Annotated in this window: 18 protein-coding genes and 4 pseudogenes; 12 read left to right on the top strand and 10 right to left on the bottom strand. The window is 65.6% G+C overall.

Annotated elements, in window-relative coordinates; genetic code table 11:
- Positions 1-53 precede the first annotated feature (53 nt).
- Together ACLIVD_RS33720 and ACLIVD_RS33715 are read right to left on the bottom strand one after the other, a co-directional pair.
- A complete protein-coding gene (locus ACLIVD_RS33720; RefSeq protein ID WP_477951776.1) occupies positions 54-278 on the bottom strand; it encodes a hypothetical protein in 225 nt (74 codons plus the stop codon).
- A gap of 160 nt (positions 279-438) precedes the next feature.
- The gene (locus ACLIVD_RS33715) at positions 439-648 is read right to left on the bottom strand and encodes a hypothetical protein (protein ID WP_283332284.1); all 210 of its coding nucleotides are present in this window, start codon (positions 646-648) and stop codon (positions 439-441) included.
- A 244-nt stretch (positions 649-892) separates the two neighbouring features.
- On the opposite strand from ACLIVD_RS33715, the gene ACLIVD_RS33710 reads away from it, so the two are divergent.
- The 3 genes and pseudogenes from ACLIVD_RS33710 to ACLIVD_RS33700 all read left to right on the top strand — a co-directional run.
- Positions 893-1,252, top strand: coding sequence for a carboxymuconolactone decarboxylase family protein (locus ACLIVD_RS33710; protein WP_491931431.1), 360 nt, complete (start codon positions 893-895; stop codon positions 1,250-1,252).
- Positions 1,253-1,284: 32 nt separating this feature from the next.
- On the top strand, positions 1,285-1,683 hold the full coding sequence (locus tag ACLIVD_RS33705) for a hypothetical protein (RefSeq protein ID WP_491931430.1): 399 nt from the start codon (positions 1,285-1,287) through the stop codon (positions 1,681-1,683).
- Positions 1,668-2,216, top strand: a pseudogene (locus tag ACLIVD_RS33700) (amidohydrolase family protein); the annotation flags it as partial. The gene ACLIVD_RS33705 and the pseudogene ACLIVD_RS33700, both read left to right, overlap by 16 nt.
- Positions 2,217-2,356: 140 nt before the next feature.
- On the opposite strand, the gene ACLIVD_RS33695 reads toward ACLIVD_RS33700, so the two are convergent.
- Both ACLIVD_RS33695 and ACLIVD_RS33690 read right to left on the bottom strand, forming a co-directional pair.
- Positions 2,357-3,502 carry a serine hydrolase domain-containing protein gene (locus ACLIVD_RS33695; protein WP_491931429.1) on the bottom strand — a complete coding sequence of 382 codons (1,146 nt, stop codon included), beginning with the start codon at positions 3,500-3,502 and terminating at the stop codon, positions 2,357-2,359.
- Positions 3,499-4,890: an APC family permease gene (locus tag ACLIVD_RS33690; protein ID WP_283351143.1), complete on the bottom strand. Its 1,392-nt coding sequence runs from the start codon at positions 4,888-4,890 to the stop codon at positions 3,499-3,501. Before ACLIVD_RS33690 ends, ACLIVD_RS33695 begins: the two co-directional genes overlap by 4 nt.
- A 146-nt stretch (positions 4,891-5,036) precedes the next feature.
- Between ACLIVD_RS33690 and ACLIVD_RS33685 the strand changes: the two genes are divergently transcribed.
- Entirely contained in the window at positions 5,037-5,747 is a 711-nt protein-coding gene (locus ACLIVD_RS33685; protein WP_283351144.1) for a TetR/AcrR family transcriptional regulator, read from the top strand.
- A 165-nt stretch (positions 5,748-5,912) separates the two neighbouring features.
- On the opposite strand, the pseudogene ACLIVD_RS33680 reads toward ACLIVD_RS33685, so the two are convergent.
- Positions 5,913-6,137: pseudogene (locus tag ACLIVD_RS33680) on the bottom strand (GntR family transcriptional regulator); the annotation flags it as partial.
- A 161-nt stretch (positions 6,138-6,298) separates the two neighbouring features.
- Here ACLIVD_RS33680 and ACLIVD_RS33675 point away from each other — a divergent pair.
- The gene (locus ACLIVD_RS33675) at positions 6,299-7,192 is read left to right on the top strand and encodes a LysR family transcriptional regulator (RefSeq protein WP_005265006.1); all 894 of its coding nucleotides are present in this window, start codon (positions 6,299-6,301) and stop codon (positions 7,190-7,192) included.
- Here ACLIVD_RS33675 and ACLIVD_RS33670 read toward each other — a convergent pair.
- The 4 genes from ACLIVD_RS33670 to ACLIVD_RS33655 are packed head-to-tail and all read right to left on the bottom strand — an operon-like array spanning position 7,132 to position 10,364.
- The gene (locus tag ACLIVD_RS33670) at positions 7,132-8,001 is read right to left on the bottom strand and encodes a LysR family transcriptional regulator (protein ID WP_005250384.1); all 870 of its coding nucleotides are present in this window, start codon (positions 7,999-8,001) and stop codon (positions 7,132-7,134) included. The genes ACLIVD_RS33675 and ACLIVD_RS33670 overlap by 61 nt on opposite strands.
- 41 nt (positions 8,002-8,042) lie before the next feature.
- On the bottom strand, positions 8,043-8,786 hold the full coding sequence (gene fabG / locus ACLIVD_RS33665; RefSeq protein WP_491931428.1) for a 3-oxoacyl-ACP reductase FabG: 744 nt from the start codon (positions 8,784-8,786) through the stop codon (positions 8,043-8,045).
- A 14-nt stretch (positions 8,787-8,800) separates the two neighbouring features.
- Positions 8,801-9,991, bottom strand: coding sequence for an acyl-CoA dehydrogenase family protein (locus ACLIVD_RS33660; protein ID WP_491931427.1), 1,191 nt, complete (start codon positions 9,989-9,991; stop codon positions 8,801-8,803).
- Between the two features lie 22 nt (positions 9,992-10,013).
- Positions 10,014-10,364 carry an AMP-binding enzyme gene (locus ACLIVD_RS33655; protein WP_054245945.1) on the bottom strand — a complete coding sequence of 117 codons (351 nt, stop codon included), beginning with the start codon at positions 10,362-10,364 and terminating at the stop codon, positions 10,014-10,016.
- 231 nt (positions 10,365-10,595) lie between these two features.
- Here ACLIVD_RS33655 and ACLIVD_RS33650 point away from each other — a divergent pair, with 231 nt between their 5' ends.
- From ACLIVD_RS33650 to ACLIVD_RS33635, 4 genes are read left to right on the top strand one after another with little or no spacing between them, the layout of a single operon-like run.
- Entirely contained in the window at positions 10,596-11,765 is a 1,170-nt protein-coding gene (locus tag ACLIVD_RS33650) for an acyl-CoA dehydrogenase family protein (protein WP_133985448.1), read from the top strand.
- Positions 11,766-11,769: 4 nt separating this feature from the next.
- The gene (locus ACLIVD_RS33645) at positions 11,770-12,993 is read left to right on the top strand and encodes an acetyl-CoA C-acetyltransferase (RefSeq protein ID WP_283332276.1); all 1,224 of its coding nucleotides are present in this window, start codon (positions 11,770-11,772) and stop codon (positions 12,991-12,993) included.
- 46 nt (positions 12,994-13,039) lie between these two features.
- Positions 13,040-13,492, top strand: coding sequence for a MaoC family dehydratase (locus ACLIVD_RS33640; RefSeq protein WP_491931426.1), 453 nt, complete (start codon positions 13,040-13,042; stop codon positions 13,490-13,492).
- Positions 13,493-13,505: 13 nt separating this feature from the next.
- Complete coding sequence (locus ACLIVD_RS33635) at positions 13,506-14,702, top strand: acetyl-CoA C-acetyltransferase (protein WP_491931425.1); 1,197 nt, start codon at positions 13,506-13,508, stop codon at positions 14,700-14,702.
- On the opposite strand, the pseudogene ACLIVD_RS33630 reads toward ACLIVD_RS33635, so the two are convergent.
- Positions 14,699-15,007: pseudogene (locus ACLIVD_RS33630) on the bottom strand (MFS transporter); the annotation flags it as partial. The gene ACLIVD_RS33635 and the pseudogene ACLIVD_RS33630 overlap by 4 nt on opposite strands.
- Between ACLIVD_RS33630 and ACLIVD_RS33625 the strand changes: the two are divergent.
- From ACLIVD_RS33625 to ACLIVD_RS33615, 3 genes and pseudogenes are all read left to right on the top strand, one after another.
- Positions 15,006-15,184: pseudogene (locus ACLIVD_RS33625) on the top strand (response regulator transcription factor); the annotation flags it as partial. The pseudogenes ACLIVD_RS33630 and ACLIVD_RS33625 overlap by 2 nt on opposite strands.
- A 439-nt stretch (positions 15,185-15,623) precedes the next feature.
- A complete protein-coding gene (locus tag ACLIVD_RS33620) occupies positions 15,624-17,447 on the top strand; it encodes an amino acid permease (RefSeq protein WP_164062245.1) in 1,824 nt (607 codons plus the stop codon).
- Positions 17,444-18,334, top strand: coding sequence for a universal stress protein (locus ACLIVD_RS33615; protein ID WP_164062244.1), 891 nt, complete (start codon positions 17,444-17,446; stop codon positions 18,332-18,334). Before ACLIVD_RS33620 ends, ACLIVD_RS33615 begins: the two co-directional genes overlap by 4 nt.
- Positions 18,335-18,415 lie beyond the last annotated feature (81 nt).

Below are 18,415 nucleotides of genomic sequence, written 5' to 3'. Positions count from 1 at the left end.
CCACGGAAGCGAACCCGCGAACCTGATCTACGAAGCAGTCAATCCGCTCTCGACTAGCTTCGTATCCAAAGAGGAACCGCGGGGTCGCTGGTGTCGATCTCGCGTGCAAGCCGGTGGCCGTCGAAGACGGATTCCGCGGTCACCCGGGGCTCGAGACAGTCACCGATGCGGAGAACACGGGTGATGCCGTTCTCTTCGAGCGATTCGGAATTCCGGGTCAGCTCGTCATAAAGCGTTGAGCGGGAAAGGCGTTGGGTCACGAGGACGACGCTGTCCACGCGCCATTCGCTCACCTTGTCCGAATGGTAGCTGTTGTGCCCCCGCACCACCCCGGCGTTCGATCGACGTGACGACTTGGCTCGGAACCACTTCGACCTCCAGATTCAGGAGATTGTGGTGGACGTGGCCGCCTTCATCGGTGAAGAACAGCGCGGCCTCCTACTCCGCAACTGCGAGAGGGTGAGCCTCCGCGTGCGATGCGTCGGCTTCGACGGCGCGGGTGACGCGCATGAGAGCGACTGCCACGAGGGCCGCGAGCAGGAGGGGCACGATGACCGCCAGGTTCATCGCGCGCGGCGTCATCACGCTGAGCGCGTAGCCCGCGACGATGGGCGACAGGATCGCTCCAGCACGCCCGATGCCCATCATCGCGCCGTACCCCTTGGCCCGCGCGAGCACTCAATATATAACGCAACACAAGGTTCGGTGCAGACGGAGTTTCTCCGTGCCGGGCGACGTCGGTGCACGCGCCGACTTGTCGAACGTGTGGCGCGAAGGCGACCGCCGTGACGTCCGAACTGCGCGTACCTCTAGTGCGGAGCATGGCCAAGCACGATATGTACGCAGTGCGTGCTCGCGAAGTGCGGTTCCGTCCCATACCCGAAGGAGACCGATGTCCGGGGATACCGAAGATTCAACTGTCAGCCGTGCGCAAAGGATGTTCGGCACTCTCGCGCCGAAGCTCGCATCGTTGACAGACGATGTGCTGTTCGGTGACGTCTGGGAGCGACCTGCGTTGTCCCCACGCGATCGCAGTCTGATAACCGTGGCTGCGCTGGTCGCGCTCTGCCGGGAAAACCAACTGCCGGAGCATTTTTCGCGGGCAGTGGGCAACGGCGTACAGCAAGAGGAACTCGTCGAAATCATCACCCATCTCGCGATCTACGCGGGTTGGCCCAATGCTGTGACGGCGATAGCGACGCTCGGGGCGGTCCTCGAACAAGAGAACGATGGAGCGATCCCGACGAGCTGACCTAGGTCTGCGCAGCAGGAAAGGGAACCACTATGACCGAACACAACGGCAGGACGAGTGAACCAATTCTCGATCCCGACCTCGAGATCGTCGACTCGCACCACCACCTCTTCGACCGCCCGACCGGCCGCTACATGTTCGAGGACTATCTGGCGGACGCCTCGGCGGGGCACAACATAGTCGCCTCGGTGTACGTCGAAACCCAGGCGATGGCACGCACCTACGGTCCGGCCCAGTTACGCGCGATTGGTGAGGTCGAGTTCGTCAACGGCGTGGCCGCGATGAGTGACAGCGGCGGTTACGGACCCTGCCGGGTCTCGGCCGCGATCGTGGGCTACGCAGACCTCACGTCGGCGAGCCCGCGGGAGAGTTTCTCGATCTCGCGCTCTCGACCGCACCCGAACGCTTCCGTGGGGTGCGACAGATACTGATCGACCACCCGTCGGAGGCGCCGTATCGGTACATCACGCACCGTTCCCCGAGTGGACTCATCCGCCGCCCAGGACTCGTGTCAGGACTGCGCGAGCTCGGGAAACGAGAACTCACTTTCGACGCCGCCGTCCTCCACCATCAGCTCCCAGAGTTGAGCAGATTGGCGGACTCCGTTCCAGAGACGACGATGATCCTGAACCATCTGGGGTTGGCGATAGCCATGGAAACGAACGCTGAGGAGAGCCACGCAATCTTTCGAAGCTGGCGAGACTCCCTGCATGATCTTGCTCGACGTCCCAACGTCGTCTGCAAGATCGGTGGTCTAGGCCTGCCCTTCTGGGGTTTCGGCCTCGAAAGTCGGGAGACCAAGGCCGGTTCGGATGAGCTGGCAGAGATCTGGCGCCCATACGTCGAAACCGCGGTGGAGGCGTTTGGTGCTGACCGCTGCATGATGGAGAGTAATTTTCCGCCGGATGCTCGATCGTGCGGATTCGTTCCCCTGTGGAATGCGCTGAAGTCCGTTACGGAAGCCTTGTCTGCCTCGGAGAGGACGGCACTGTTCAGTCGTACGGCGAGGGGTGTTTACCGAATCCCGTCCGTTGGACAGGCGGACGTGCGCGGCCCCCGCGGCCGTGGACCGGGGGCCTCCGCACGCCCTGATGCTGTGACCGTTCAGGCCAACGCCGCGGCGACGGCCTCGGCCGCGGCGAATCCGGCGTTGTCCAGTTCGTCGTTCACCGGTGTCGGGCAGGACGACAGTTTCACGACGACGACGCCCCGGTCGACGTCGATGTAGATGGACTGACCGTAGATGCCCAGACACAACAGCACACGCCGATCGGGGTGGGGAATCCAGAACTGATTTCGGTACATTCCGCCCGGGAACGGCGTTCCGGTCGGCGATTGGGAATATGCCTCACACGAATCGGGCGCGCCACGCAGGGAATCGTCGATCCAGTGCAGCGGCACGACCTGTTCGGCGCCGATGCGTCCGCCGCGGCGGAGGATCTCACCGAATCGCGCAACATCCCGGAGCGTCGCGGCGAGGCCACCGTCCGCGAAAACGGCTCCGGCACGGTCTACCCCGGCGTCCATGTCGTCGGCGGCGAACTTCGACCACACGAGCCGCGACAGCAGTGCCGGCATACGGTCGGCGGCGGCGCGTTCGCATACCCAGCCGAGTACATCCGTTTCACACGAGCGGTATTCGAACGGGCCACCGTGGGGGCGATCCGCTTTCAGCATCGGTAGGAACTGGTAGAGCGACGGCGGTACCCAATCGTCGACGCGCGGAATCCAGCCCACGGCCTGATCGAGGTACCGCACCTCGGCGCCGGGCTCCAGGTATTCTTCGGAGAATCGGATGCCGGAACGCATGTCGAGGATATGGCGCACAGTGGCGCCCGCGTAGCCGGAGTTCGCAAGCTCCGGAATATACTCGGTGAGTGCGGCTTCCGGGTCCAGCAGACCGGTCGCGATCAAGTTTGCCGCGACGGTTCCGACGATTGACTTGCTGACCGAGAACAGCATGTGCGTCCGGCCGGGTTCGAGGTCTCCGGGATACAACTCGGCGCGCACGGTGCCGTTGTGGAGGACCATGAATCCGTCGGTGTAGGTGCGGTCGAGTATCGAACGGAGCGTTTCGGTGCCGACGGGGAGATCGAGATCGAGCGGGTCGCCGTCGGTGAGTGGCAGTGGCGCCGATCCGGCAGCGACCCGTGCAGTCGGCACGACTTGCCGCATTCGGCCGAAGGTGTACCGGTTGGTCGGTGGGCTCTGCCAATCCGCAAGGCTGACAAACGACTTGGTATCGATCATTTCACGGCCTCGCTGCTCCGTCCGGCGGCGACGATGACCGCCTGCTCGTGGGTGAAGCTCATTTCAGGTGTCGGCCGGCGGAAGCCGCGTGTGAGCCAGACGAGGTAGACGATTCCGATTGCCAACCAGGAGATTCCGGAGATCAGTGCATGCTCGCTGAGCTGGGTGATCATGTACAGCGTCACGGCGGCGCCGACGAGCGGCATGACCACGAAGCGGACGGCACTCAACTGCCGTGTGGCGTAGTTCCGCAGGTAGTACACGATGACGCAGAGGTTGACCGCGGTGAAGGCCGTGAACGCGCCGAAGTTGATGAATCCCGTCGCGGTTTCGAGCGGCATGTTCATACCGAGGAAGCACATGCTGCCCGTGACGAGCACACAGAACACCGGAGTCCGGGTACGGCCGTTGAGCTTTCCGAACAATCGGCGGGGAAGCACGCCGTCGCGGCCCATGATGAACAGTAGACGGCTCGAGCTGAGCTGGACGGCCAGGCAGGATGCCGATCCTGCGATGATTCCCGCGAGGTTGGTCCAATCGGCGAAGAACTGACCACCGACCTGCACCGACATCGCGTACGACGCGGCCTGCGCATCGTCGAAGATGTCGCCGGGGTGGACGAGCTGCATGACATATGCCACGACGAAGAAGATGACGCCGCCGATGGAGACGATCCAGATGATGGCCCGGGGGATGTTTCGCGCGGCGTCCTTGGTCTCCTCGGCGAGTGTGGTCACCGCGTCGAAACCGAGAAACGAGTACGCCGCGATCGCCGCTGCCGCGGAGATACCGGCGACCGTGCTGTCGGAGTTCCAGAACGGTTCGCCGTAGGAGGCGACCGGATTGCCGGCGAGGAACTTGATGCAGTACGCGAAGAAGAGCAGCACCAAGAAGGTGGAGACGGCGAGTAGCAACCGGTTGAGACGATCGGCGAGCGCGATCCCGATGACGTTGATCGCCGTCGTCAAGCCGGCGTTGATCAACATCCACAGCCAGATCGGAACCGCCGGGAACTGTGCGTTGAGCAGGATCGACTGCGCCAGCCACGCGACCATCGGCAAGAACAGGTAGTCCAACAGGATCGCCCATCCGACCAGGAACCCGGCCGCCGAGCCGAGGTTGCGGCGGGCGTAGAAGTACGCCGAACCCGAGACCGGGTAGATGCGCGCCAGGCGTGCGTAGCTCAGTGCGGTGAGCAGCATCGCCCCGGTCGCGACCAGGAACGCCGTGGGCGCGGTGCCGGCACTGACGACTGCGATGACGCCGAAAATGATCATGACCAGGCTCGGAGCCATGTAGGACAACCCGAATGCCACTACTGACGGCAGTGTCAGTCGCGGCGTCAACTGTGGTTCGTCAGTCGCTGTCGCGACCCGCGATTCCGTCATGCGAACTCCTTGAAGTAGTGCTGTGGCGACGACCACTAAACTCCGCTGCGACGGTGTTGTCAACGCTGTTGACAACTTTGTGGGCAGCAGGATGCGCGGGTGCTGTATTGCTACGGTGGATCGATCGCGGGATCGAGGGGAGCACGATGGCGAAGGACACCGCTCGCGCCACAACGCCGGCGCGGACGACGCGGCGTGAACGCAAGGGGCTGCAGCAGGAAGCCGCGGTGAAGGCTGCGTTCGAACTCGCTCAGCGTGACGGCGCCGCAGGGCTGACGATGCGTCGCCTCGGCGAGGAACTGAAGGTCGATGCGACGACTCTGTACAGGCTGTTCCGCGACAAGGACGAGCTGCTGCTGGCCGTCTACGACCATGCGACCGCGGTCGAGCTCGAGGAAATCGGGGAGGTGCCCGAAGGCGAGCACTGGCAGGACACGTTGCGCCGCATCGCCGATCGGATCTGGGCGACCGCGGTCCGTTCACCTGCCATCGCGGCGCTGACGTTCGCCCGTACGACGGGCGGTCCGGCAGAGCGCCGAATGGTCGAGCTGATCCTCGAGACGTTCGCGCGGTCGGGCCTGTCTCGCGAAGCCACGGTCCGGTACTACCGGGCATTTGCCGACGCCACGCTCGGGCTCGCCGGGCAGGTCGCCGTACTTGCCACCCTGGACCCCGAGATCCAGGCGAAGGACGCCGCGTCATGGACGCGCATCTACGCGCATCTACCCGACGGCGAGTATCCGACGGCCCGCGCCCACATCACGGAGCTGACCGGCATCGATCGTCGGACGATCTACGATCTGGTCGTCGAGGCCGTGCTGGCGGCCGCCGAGCGCGAGAGCGCCGAGTCGGCCTAGCGAATCGCGAGCGGGCTCGAACGACACCGTTCGTTCCGCCACAACACCGACGGGGTAGTGAGCGACGGGGACGCGGAAGCCGTGTACGACCGCGAGAACGTCGACGGCATCTGTGGGTGCAGTTACCGAGCAGACCAGTTCGTATCGGACGGCTTTCTCTGCCAGCGCCACGACGAGGCCTCGACGGGGGACCAACTCGACGAAGCCTTCGCTCCGGAGTGTAAGAAGCCCCTCGCGGACAGGCCTCGTGCTGACTCCCACGGCTTCGGCAATCCGCTCGATGCGGAGGAAATCGCCTGCACGCACGTCGCCGGAAATGATCATCTCGCGCACATACGAGGCAACTTCCTCCGGAAGTTGCTGTCGCCTTGATCTGTCATGCAGCGGCATCGGCGGTCGCACCTTCCCGGATATGAGACTGATTGATATACCATCGGCCTCTAATGTGGTTGCGAGCTTGTGAAATGAGGCGGTCGCAGGCCTTCAATTTGGTTGCGCATCTCGTCGGCCGGCGTGGCCTCGGCGCACTTCGTGGTCGCTAGACTCGGGCGGTGGACATCCGGGACGCCGAGTACCTCGTCGCCGTGGCCGATCACGGCAGCATCACCGAGGCCGCGCGGGCACTGTTCATCGCGCAGCCTTCGCTGTCGCAGGCGATCCGGACTCTCGAACGCGATCTGGGTGTCGAACTGTTCGATCGTGGAGGACGGAAGCTGCGGATCACCCCGGCGGGCACGTCGTTCGCGCATGCGGCGCGGCAGGTTCTCGCCGATGTGGAGCGGGCGCGGGCCGTCGTGCACGACGTCGCCGAACTGCGGTCCGGCACGCTGACGATCGCAGTTCTCAATTCTCTTGCTGCCGATCCGCTTCCGCGTATCGTCGGCCGGTTTCATCGACAGTACCCGCGCGTGGTCCTGGCCACGGTGTCGGCGGACGTTCCGGACGGCGTCGGCCGCGCGGTCCGGTCGGGTGAGTGCGACCTCGGGCTCACCGAACTGCTCGTCGACCACCAGGGGCTCGAGTTCCGGATGGTGGGGGAACAGGAAATCGTGCTCGCACTCCACGCCGATCTGGCGATCGAGCTACCCGATCCGGTGCCCGTCGACCTGCTTGCCGACATTCCGATGATCGTCGAGATCGGGTCGCGTCCACGACTGCCGGTGAACAACATCGCCGTCGAGTGTGCGCATCGCCAGTCGATGTGGGAGCTGGTTGTCCAGGGTGCGGGGGCGACCCTGCTCCCGCGGCGCGTCGCCGAGCAGGAACTGCCGGGGGTCGTGGTGCGCTCGCTCGCACCGCCGGAGGTGCGCACCATCGGTCTCGTCCATCGACCGGATCCGCTTCCGCCCGCGGCGGCGGCGTTCATCGCCGCGCTCGACGAGGCTCAGGGCGCGAGCGTATCGAGGAACGCGCGTCCGGCCGGAGACAGCCGGGCTTCGTCGTAGATCACCCCGTACGGGACGGTGATCGGCGGGTCGAGGGTACAGATCCGGGCGCCGCCGACCGCGGCCCGTTCCGCGAGGGTGCGTTCCATGAACGACATTCCCACGCCCTCGACGACGAACGCGCCGACGGCTTCCCGCTGCTCGACGACGGCCGACATGATCGTCCGGCTCCCAGCGGCCTGCAGTGCCTTCTCGATGACGGTGCGCGACGACGACTCCTTGGGCAACCCCACCACGGGAATGTTCGGAAGGTCATCGAGGGGGAACGGATCTCGCCAGTCGATCTCGGCGTCGTGCGGAACCACCAGCCAGTACTCGTGGATTCCGAGGACGCGCGTCGTCAATCCAGCTGCAGCGAAGGGGAAATGACTGAAGGCGATCTCGCAGTGTCCGTCGCGGATCAGCGAGGCGATGACGTCGACCGGCCGCAGGTCGGCGAGCCGGACGACCACGCCGGGATACTGCTTGCGGAAGGACCCGATCAGTTCCGTGACGGGGCCTTCCGCGACGTGCGCGGACGCGCAGATGTCGAGTCGGCCGCGCGGCAGTCCCGAGACGTCGACCAGCGAGCTCTCGGCGGCCACCAGGTCTCGCACGATCTTCCGCGCCGGACCGACGAATGCCTTTCCCGCCGCACTGAGCACCAGGCCGCGGCCCACGCGGTGGAACAGTTCGACACCGAGGTCACGCTCGAGATTGCGCAGCCCCTTCGACAACGACGGCTTGGTGACGCCCAGGGCCTCGGCCGCGAGCGCCAGGCCGTCGTTGTCGACGGTGGCGAGAAAGTACTCGACGTGACGCGACTCCACCAGTGCAGACTACTGCGTACGACCCGTCGATCCGCCGGATGTCAGATGTGACGTCCGCCGGTGACTTCGAGAACGGTGCCCGTCATGTAGCTGGACAGATCGGACGCGAGGAACAGTGCGACGTTCGCGATCTCCTCGGGCTCGGCACCGCGGCCCATCGGGACCTCCTTGAGCTTCGCCTCGATGATGTCGGCGCGCAGGGCGCGGATCATGTCGGTGTTCACCACGCCGGGCTGGATCGCGTTGACCCGCACCCCGAGGCGGGCGACCTCCTTCGCGGCCGCCTTGGTCAGGCCCACCATGCCGGCCTTCGCGGCGCTGTAGTTGGTCTGCCCGACCATGCCGACCTTGCCCGAGATCGACGAGATGTTCACGATCGAACCCTTGCCGGCCTCCCGCATCGCGATCGACGCGATCTGGGTGCCCAGCCACGCGCCCTGCAGGTGCACGTCGATGACGGAGCGGAAATCGGCGAGCGACATCTTGCGCAGCGTCGCGTCGCGGGTGATGCCGGCGTTGTTGACCCACACGTCCATCGCGCCGAACGCGTCGATCGCCGTCTTTCCGAGGTTCTGCATCTGATCCGGATCGGTCACGTCGCAGGCGACGGCGACGGCCTGGAAGCCGTCGGCCTCCAGCTTTCCGGCGGCGGCCTTGACGTTCTCGGCGTGCATGTCGCCGAGGACGACCGACGCGCCCTCACTCGCGAACTTCCGGGCCATCTCGAAACCGATGCCCTGGGCCGCGCCCGTGACGACGGCGACCCGTCCCTCGAGAAGTGTCATTGATTCTTCCTTCCTCAGTTGTACGAACGCAGCAGCCCGCGGCTGATGATCTGCTTCTGAATGTCGCTGGTGCCCTCGCCGATGAGGAGGAACGGTGCCTCCCGCATGAGGCGTTCGATCTCGTATTCCTTGGAATAGCCGTAGCCGCCGTGGATCCGGAAGCTGTCCTGCGTCACCTCGGAGCAGAACTCGCTCGCGAGGTACTTGGCCATCCCGGCCGCGACGTCGTTGCGTTCCCCGGAGTCCTTGAGCCGCGCCGCATTCACCATCATCAGGTGTGCGGCCTCGACCTTGGTCGCCATCTCCGCGATCCGGAAGGCGATCGCCTGGTGTTCGGCGATCGGCGAACCGAACGTCTCCCGCGTCTTCGCATATTTCACGCCGAGTTCGAATGCGCGCTGGGCGATCCCGCACGCGCGGGCGGCGACGTTGACGCGGCCGACCTCGACGCCGTCCATCATCTGCCGGAAGCCGCGGCCCGGGTCGCCGCCGAGGATCGTGTCTGCCGCGGCCTGGTAGCCGCTGAACACCATCTCGGTGGTGTCGATGCCCTTGTAGCCCATCTTGTCGATCTTCCCGGGGATCGTGAGCCCGGGTAGCACCTCGCCGAACCCGGCGGGCTTCTCGATGAGGAACGCGGTGAGGTTGTCGTGGGGCTTCGCCGCACCCTCCTCGGTGCGGACCAGCACTGCCACCAGCGTCGACGACCCGCCGTTGGTCAGCCACATCTTCTGGCCGTCGATCACGTAGTTGCCGTCCGCTGCCCGGGCCGCCTTGGTCCGGATGGCGGCGACGTCGGAACCCAGTTCGGGCTCGGACATCGAGAACGCGCCGCGCAGTTCACCCGTCGCCATGCGTGGCAGGTAGTGGGCCTTCTGTTCGGGTGTGCCGTGACTCGCGATCATGTGCGCGACGATGAAATGGGTGTTGATCACCCCGGACACGCTCATCCAGCCCCGCGCGATCTCCTCGACGCACAGTGCGTAGGTGAGAAGGGATTCCCCGATTCCGCCGTACTCCTCGGGGATCGTGAGCCCGAACAGGCCCATCTCCTTCATCTGCTCGACGATCGCCGTCGGGTACGTGTCGGAATGTTCGAGCTCCTGCGCCTGCGGAATGATCGCCTTGTCCACGAAATCCCGCACCGCCGAGACGATCTCGCCCTGGGTGTCCGTGAGCCCGGCGGTCTGCGCCAGTCGTGTCATTGTTCCACCTGTCCCGTATTCATCATTTCTCCGTACTCTGCTCGGCGTGCACGTCGTTCAGACGGTCGCGCAACGCGGACCGCAGGACCGCACCCCGTGGGGACAGGGGCAACTCGTCGACGAAGACCACCTCACGCACCTTCTTGTACGGCGGCACCGTGGCCGCCACGAACTCGATCAGTTCCTCGGCGGTGATGCGCGCCGTGGTTTCTGCCACCACGAAAGCGACGGGCATCTCCCCGACCCCGAGAACGGAGCGGCCGACCACCACGACGTCGAGAATGCCTCGTCGTGACAGCAACAGCTGTTCCAATTCGTGCGGATCGACGGTGTAGCCCTTGTAGAGGAGTGCGTCCTCGGGTCTGCCAACCATGTCGAATATCGAGTTCCATCTCGCCGGGAAATTTCATTGTTCGTGAATATGCCCGGACAATTCCTCCGGACACTGACACCTATTGAAGTGCCTCGGACCGCCGTGGTCAAAGACGCTGTAGGAAACCGACAGTTTCCCTCTTCCTATGGGTCGTAAATGCCGTCTGCGCTGCGCGTTCTCGTTCGTGGCACTCGCTTGACAGCGAGGCCGGGTTGCTGGATATTCACCTTCATGGCTGAACGCGAAGTGAGTGACGAAGACTTCAAGGACATTCTCGCGCAGACGAGAACCTTTATTCAGAAGGAAGTAATTCCCAGGGAAAATGAAATCGCGGAAAAGGACCTGATTCCGGACGACATTCGCCGCAAGGCGGCGGAGATGGGTCTGTTCGGGTACGCCATCCCGCAGCAGTGGGGCGGGCTCGGACTCGACCTCACGCAGGACGTGGAACTGGCCATGGAGTTCGGGTACACGAGCCTGGCGTTGCGGTCGATGTTCGGCACCAACAACGGGATCGCGGGCCAGGTGCTGGTGAATTTCGGTACGGACGAACAGAAGTCGGAATGGCTCGAGCGCATCGCGTCCGGTGACGTGGTCGCGTCGTTCGCGCTGACCGAGCCGGAGGCCGGGTCGAACCCGGCGGGCCTGACCACCCGCGCCGTCCTGAAGGACGGCAAGTGGACGATCAACGGCACCAAGCGGTTCATCACCAACGCGCCGTTGGCCGATCTGTTCGTGGTCTTCGCCCGCACCCGTCCCGCCGACGAGACCGGCACCGGCATCGCGGTGTTCCTCGTCCCCGCCGACACCGCCGGCGTCGTGGTCGGGCCGAAGGACAAGAAGATGGGCCAGGAGGGTGCCTGGACCGCGGAGGTCGCGTTCGACGACGTCACCGTCCCCGAAACCGCCCTGGTCGGCGGCAGCGAGGAGGCCGGCTACCGCGCCGCCATGACGTCGCTCGCCCGGGGCCGCGTGCACATCGCCGCACTCGCCGTCGGCAGCGCTCAGCGTGCGCTGGACGAGTCCGTCGCCTTCGCGGCGGTCACGAAGCAGGGCGGCACCCCGATCGGTGACTTCCAGTTGGTGCAGGCCATGCTCGCCGACCAGCAGGTCGGCGTGTCCGCGGGCCGCGCGCTGGTGCGGGACGCGGCGCAGAAGTACGTCAGCGGTGAGGATCGTCGTATCTCCCCGTCCGTGGCGAAGCTGTACTGCACGGAGATGGCCGGCAAGGTCGCCGACCTCGCGGTGCAGGTCCACGGCGGCACCGGATACATGAGAGACGTTCCGGTGGAACGGATCTACCGTGAGGTCCGCCTGCTGCGCCTGTACGAGGGCACCAGCGAGATCCAGCGTCTGATCATCGGCGGCGGCCTCGTCCGCGAAGCGAAGAAAGCGCTCTGAGCCCATGTACGAAGCAGTGATCTGTGAACCCGTCCGCACCCCAGTCGGGGGATTCGGCGGCATGTACCGCGACATCCCCGTCACCACCCTCGCATCGACGGTGTTGAAGGGCCTGATCGAACGGACGTCGATCACGTCCGACGACATCGACGACGTCATCTTCGGTCAGGGCTACGCCAACGGCGAGGCTGCGGCCATCGGCCGGATCGCTGCGCTCGACGCCGGCCTCGACGTCACCGTGCCCGGCATCCAGCTCGACCGCCGCTGTGGCTCCGGGCTGCAGGCGGTGATCTACGCGGCCATGCAGGTGCAGACCGGAATGAGCGATCTGGTGATCGCGGGCGGCGCCGAGTCGATGAGCCAGACCGAGTTCTACAGCACCGGAATGCGCTGGGGCGTCAAGGGTGCGTCAGTGGAATTCCACGATCGCTTGGCCAAGCCCCGCACCAACTCCGGCGGCGTCAACTTCCCCGTCGAGGGCGGCATGATCGAAACCGCGGAGAACCTGCGCCGCGAGTACTCGATCAGCCGCGAGGAGCAGGACGCGTACGCCGCCGAATCCCACGCGCGTGCGATCCGCGCCCAGGACGGTGGCCTGTTCGACCCCGAGACGATCCCGGTGACGGTGCCGGGCAAACGCGGTAAGCCCGACGTCGTCGTCACCACCGACGAGCACCCGCGCCGCGATGTCACGGCCGAGTCGTTGTCGGCGTTGCGGCCCATCCGATCACGCGTCGATCCGGAGGCGACCGTGACCGCCGGCAACGCCTGTGGTCAGAACGACGCGGCCGCCGCCGCGATCGTGACCACCCCCGAGAACGCGGAACGTCTTGGCCTGCGCCCGTTCGCCCGGCTCGTCAGCTGGGGCGTCGCCGGAGTAGAGCCGAACCGCATGGGCATCGGCCCGGTCCCCGCCGTCGACAAGGCCCTCACCCGGGCGAAGCTCACCCTCAACGACATCGATCTCCTCGAGATCAACGAGGCGTTCGCAGCGCAGGTGCTGGCGTGCGCGCGGGAGTGGAAGTTCGACGAGTCCGACATGCGAGACCGGTTCAACGTCAACGGATCCGGCATCTCCCTCGGCCACCCCGTCGGCGCCACCGGTGGTCGTATCCTGGCCAATCTGCTTCGTGAACTGGATCGCCGCCAGGCCCGCTACGGCATCGAGACGATGTGCATCGGCGGCGGGCAGGGCATCGCGGCCGTGTTCGAGAACGTCAACATCTAGCCGTTTCCACTTCCGCCCGGTATCGGGCCGACCCGAAAAGAGTGTCATGCGCGTATTCCAGGGAATCGACGACGTCGAATCCGCAGTCGGTGAACATCTCGGCCACAGCGACTGGCTCGAGATCACGCAGGAACGCGTGAACGGGTTCGCCGATGCCACCGAAGACCACCAGTGGATCCACGTCGATCCCGAGCGTGCCGCCCAGGGCCCGTTCGGGGCCCCCATCGCCCACGGTTACCTCACGCTGTCGTTGCTGCCGAAACTTGGCGCCGAACTCATACGCATCGACGGCGTGAAGATGGTGATCAACTACGGCCTCAACAAGGTTCGCTTCCCCCAGCCGGTGAAGGTCGGGGCGAAGGTGCGGGCCGGCGGTGAGATCGTGTCGTTCGAGCGCACCAACCAGGGCGCGCAACTGGTCGTCAAATACACCATCGAGATCCAGGGTGAGGACAAGCCGGCGTGCGTCGCCGAGACCGTCCGCGTCCTGGTCTCCTGAAACGAGGAACAACATGCGTAGAGCAGCACTGGTCGCCCCCGTCCGCACCGCGGTCGGCCGTTTCGGCGGAGCACTGCGCGACGTCCCGGCAGAGACGTTGGCCGCCACCGTGATCAAAGAGACCGTGGCACGGTCTGGGATCGACCCGATCCTCATCGAAGACGTCGTGATGGGCCAGTCGTACGCCAACTCCGAGGCCCCGTGCATCGGACGGTGGGCGGCCCTCGAGGCGGGACTGCCGATCCGCGTCGCCGGACTGCAGACCGACCGCCGCTGCGGCACGGGCCTGCAGGCCCTCGTGACCGCGTCGATGATGGTGCAGACCGGCGCGGCCGACGTCGTGCTCGCCGGCGGCGTCGAGTCGATGAGCAACATCGAGCACTACACCACCGGTGCCCGCTGGGGCACCCGCGCCGGATCGCTGAACCTGTACGACCGCCTCGACCGCGGGCGGGAACGCTCCCAGCCGGAATGGCGGTTCGGGAAGATCAGCGGAATGATCGAGACCGCCGAGAACGTCGCGACACGATGCGGAATCGGCCGTGAGGAGTCGGACGCGTTCGCCGCCGAGAGCCACGCCAAGGCCCACGCCGCTTGGGAGGCAGGAAAGTTCGACGACGAGGTGATCGAGGTCAAGATCACCGACCGGAAGGGCAACGTCACCGTCGTCGCGCGGGACGAGGGTATCCGTCCGGAAACCACGCCCGAGACCCTGGCGCGCCTGCGGAGTGCTCTCAAAGACGGTGTCGTCACCGCGGGCAACGCGAGTCAGCAGAACGACGCCGCGTCGTCGATGCTCGTCGTCGCCGAAGATCAACTCGACGAACTCGGGCTCGAGCCGATGGGTTTCCTCGTCGGCTGGTCCGCCGCCGGGTGTGAACCGGCGCTGATGGGGCTCGGGCCGGTCGCGGCCACGTCCAAGCTGTTCAGCAGGACGGGTGCGAGCTTCGACGACTTCACGCTGATCGAGCTGAACGAGGCCTTCGCGTGCCAGGTGCTCGGCGTCCTGAAGGAATGGGGTTTCGAGGATCGGGACCGACTGAACGTCAACGGGTCCGGCATCTCGCTCGGACATCCCATCGGTGCGACCGGCGCGCGGATGACGACCACCGCTCTGCATGAATTGCGGCGCCGCGGCGGCGGCAAGGCGCTCGTCACGATGTGCATCGGTGGAGGGCAGGGAATGGCCGCCATCGTCGAAGGTGCCTAACTCCGACTGATGCGCGCGTCCGCGGGCTCCGACATCGGGGTCGGCGGACGCGACATCACGTGATTGACGAGGAGTGCGACGAAGACGACCGCGCACCCGATGGCACCCACGGCGAGAGCGAGCCGGATTCCGTTTTCGGTGGGAAGTAGGTCCGGTGCCAGGTTCGCGGCGAGCACCGCACCTGCGAGGGCGCTGCCGAACGAACCGCCGACGGTGCGCAGCACCTGGTTGAAGCTCACGGCGCTGCCGAGTTCGGTGTCGGCGACGCTGCGGGCGATCAGGGCCGGCATTGCCTCGTAGGCCAAGAGGGAACGTCAAGTCGCCGATCTGATCGCCGAAGGCCTGACCAATCAGGCATCGCCGACCGCCTGGTGATCTCACCCCGCACCGCGCATGGCCATGTGGAGCACATCCTGGCCAAACTGGGCTTCACCTCCCGGACCCAGGTCGCGGCCTGGGTCGTGGAGCGGGCGCACGATTAGGCGCACGGGAGAGCGGGAACAATTTACACCATCCGATTACCGCTCGAAATTGGTTCGAGCGGGCTCCGGCAACGACGACGGCCGCCTTGCCGATGCCGCTACGGAAAGTCTGGTGGTGTCACCAGGTCCTGCAGGGAGTCTCCAAGGAAGCGGGCGATGGACGACCGCAAGGCGCTGGAGGTCCTCGTTCGCCCGTGACGGTCTGGCCGCGTTCCTGCCGTCCGCTGCGGAAGGCCCGGTGCGCTTGCGCGCAGCGCGCACACGATCCACCTGTCCGAATCTCGCTCGCCGGACGGACGCTGCGGCTTACGATTGAGATTCAAGCCCCTGCGGCTCATTCCCTCTGGTCGCGTGCCCAGCCGAGTACATCCCACGGAATCCGACAGCCGGTCTCGCCAACAGAGCGAGTAGCCGGTGCGTCGAGTATCGGAGGGATGCAATGAGTGCAACACCCACTTTGAAGAAGGCGCTGAGCCAGCGGCAGCTGACGATGATTGCGATCGGTGGGGTGATCGGCGCAGGCCTGTTCGTCGGCTCGGGCGTCGTCATCGGCGACACCGGTCCGGGGGCCTTCATTACCTACGGGCTTGCCGGAGTCCTGATCATCATGGTCATGCGGATGCTGGCCGAGATGGCGGTGGCCAACCCGTCGACCGGATCGTTCGCCGATTATGCCCGCGCCGCGTTGGGCAACTGGGCCGGCTTCTCCGTCGGCTGGTTGTACTGGTACTTCTGGGTGATCGTCGTAGGTTTCGAGGCGATCGCCGGCGCGACGATCATCCAGTACTGGATCGACATCCCGTTGTGGTTGTCGGCGTTGGTTCTGATGATTCTGATGACGGCGACGAATCTGTTCTCGGTGTCGTCGTTCGGCGAGTTCGAATTCTGGTTCGCCGGGATCAAGGTGGCCGCGATCGTGGTGTTCATCGGGCTGGGCACACTGTTCGTGTTGGGGGTGTGGCCGAACAAATCGCTCGACTTCTCGAACCTGTGGAGCCATGACGGGTTCCTGCCGTTCGGCGCCATGGCCATCACCGTCGGTGTGGTCACGGTGATCTTCTCCATGGTCGGCGCCGAAATCGCGACGATCGCGGCCGCGGAGTCGGCGGATCCGGAGCGGGCGGTGACCAAGGCCGCGAACTCGGTGATCGTGCGGATCGCGGTGTTCTTCGTCGGCTCGACGTTCCTGTTGGCGACGATCCTGCCGTGGAACGACGAGGATGCGGCCGCGTCCCCGTTCGTCGCCGCGTTCACCGAAATGGGTATTCCGTACGCCGACCACATCATGAACGCCGTGGTGTTGACCGCCGTGTTGAGCTGTCTCAACTCGGGCATGTACACCGCCTCCCGCATGTTGTTCGTCCTCGCTGCGCGCCGGGAGGCACCCGCACAGCTGGTCAGGGTGACTCGTCGAGGGGTGCCTGCCATCGCGATACTCGCGTCCTCGGTCGTCGGTTTTCTGTGCGTCATCGCCGCGGCAGTCTCACCGGACACCGTCTTCGTCTTCCTGCTGAACTCCAGCGGTGCGGTCATCCTGTTCGTCTACCTGCTCATCGCCGTCTCCCAGATCGTGCTGCGTTACCGCACCCCGGACTCGGAGCTTCGGGTCAAGATGTGGCTGTTCCCGGTGTTGTCGATCATCACCGCGGCCGCGATCGTGGGGATCCTGGTGCAGATGTATCTGCAGGACGACGTGCGGTCGCAACTAATGCTGAGCCTGTTGTCGTGGGCCGTCGTCATCGTGCTGTTCCTCGCCAACAAGTGGTTCGTGGGCCGGCGACCCGTCGTGGAAGGCGTCGCGGCGACGACACGACCGCACCGCGTGCTGGTGCTCGCGAACCAGACCGTCCAGTCCAAGGAAATGCTCGACGAGCTTCGTCGCATCGACGCGGATCGGGATGCCACCTACTTCGTGGTCGTGCCGGCCAGCCCGATCGAGACCGGAACTGCCGCCACCCACGGTCCACTCGACGTCGCGGAAGCGACCCGAGAGGTCGCACAGCAGCGGTTGGACGACACGCTGGCGACACTTCGCGCGGAGAACCTCGAAGCCGACGGCGAGTTGGGCGACTACCGGCCGCTGCGGGCACTGGCCGCCGCCGTCGACTCGTTTCGTCCGGATCAGATCGTCATCTCGACACTGCCACCCGAAGAGTCGGTGTGGCACCGTTTCGACGTCGTGGACCGCGCACGCGCCGAGCACAGCGTGCCGGTGACGCACGTCGTCGTCACCCCGGTCGCCGCAGGGAGAGCCCCCCGATGACGATCATCGCCGGCTTCAGCTCGAGCCGTCAGGGCACCGCACCCCTTAACCTGGCAGTGCAGATATCACGCTGGACCGGCGACAAGGTTGTGGCCGCGGCGATCGTGGAACGGCCGTGGCCGGCGAAGGACGACCCCATCGAACGCGAATACCTGGGCTACGTCACCGAGCAGGCTTCGCAGGCACTGGACAGGGTGGTCGGCCAGCTGCCCGGGGGCCTGGACATTCCCCGTGTCGTCCACCAATCCGATTCCATTCCAACAGGTTTGATCGAACTCGTCACCGCCCACGACGCGCGTTTCGTCGTTGTCGGGTCGTCGTCGTCCGGGTTGCTGGGCAGGGTGACGCTGGGCAGCGTCACCGAACGGCTGGTCCATACCGCGGCAGTGCCCGTCGCGATCGCTCCGCGCGGTTACCCGCCGGTGCCTGAGACGATCCGCCGGATCACCGTCGCGTACGGAGGCGAGGCCGACGTGAACGGTCTCGTTGCTGCCACCGCCGAACTGGCCAGGCAGTGGCCGGTGCAGTTGCGGATCGTGTCGTTCACGGTGCGGCCGATGACGATGTTCGGCGGCGCGATCGAGCGATCGACGGAGGACCTCGTCGTACAACAGTGGGCACGCCGGACGCGCGACGATATCGTCAAGCAACTCAATGCAGTTCGCGCCCGAATTCCGGTTCCCGACGTGGATGTCGTGGTCGGCAGCGGCCACGACTGGCGCGAAGCGGTGGAGGCCGTCTCCTGGGAAGCCGGCGACATGCTGGCGCTGGGTTCGGGCGCGGCCGGACCCGCGGCCCACGTATTCCTCGGCTCGGCCGCCTCGAAGATTCTGCGTCACGCTCCGGTGCCCGTGCTGATCGTTCCCAGAAACAAGGTGACGGCCTAGGCGTCGGTCGCGCCCATCCGGGAGAAAACATGCCGCTTCAACGACTATCCCGCTCGTTCATGGGTACTACTTCCGTACCGA

This window comes from Rhodococcus sp. G6(2025), assembly GCF_058628105.1.
Note: the sequence above shows the minus strand (reverse complement) of the source record. Positions and strands in the feature narration are given on the sequence as shown.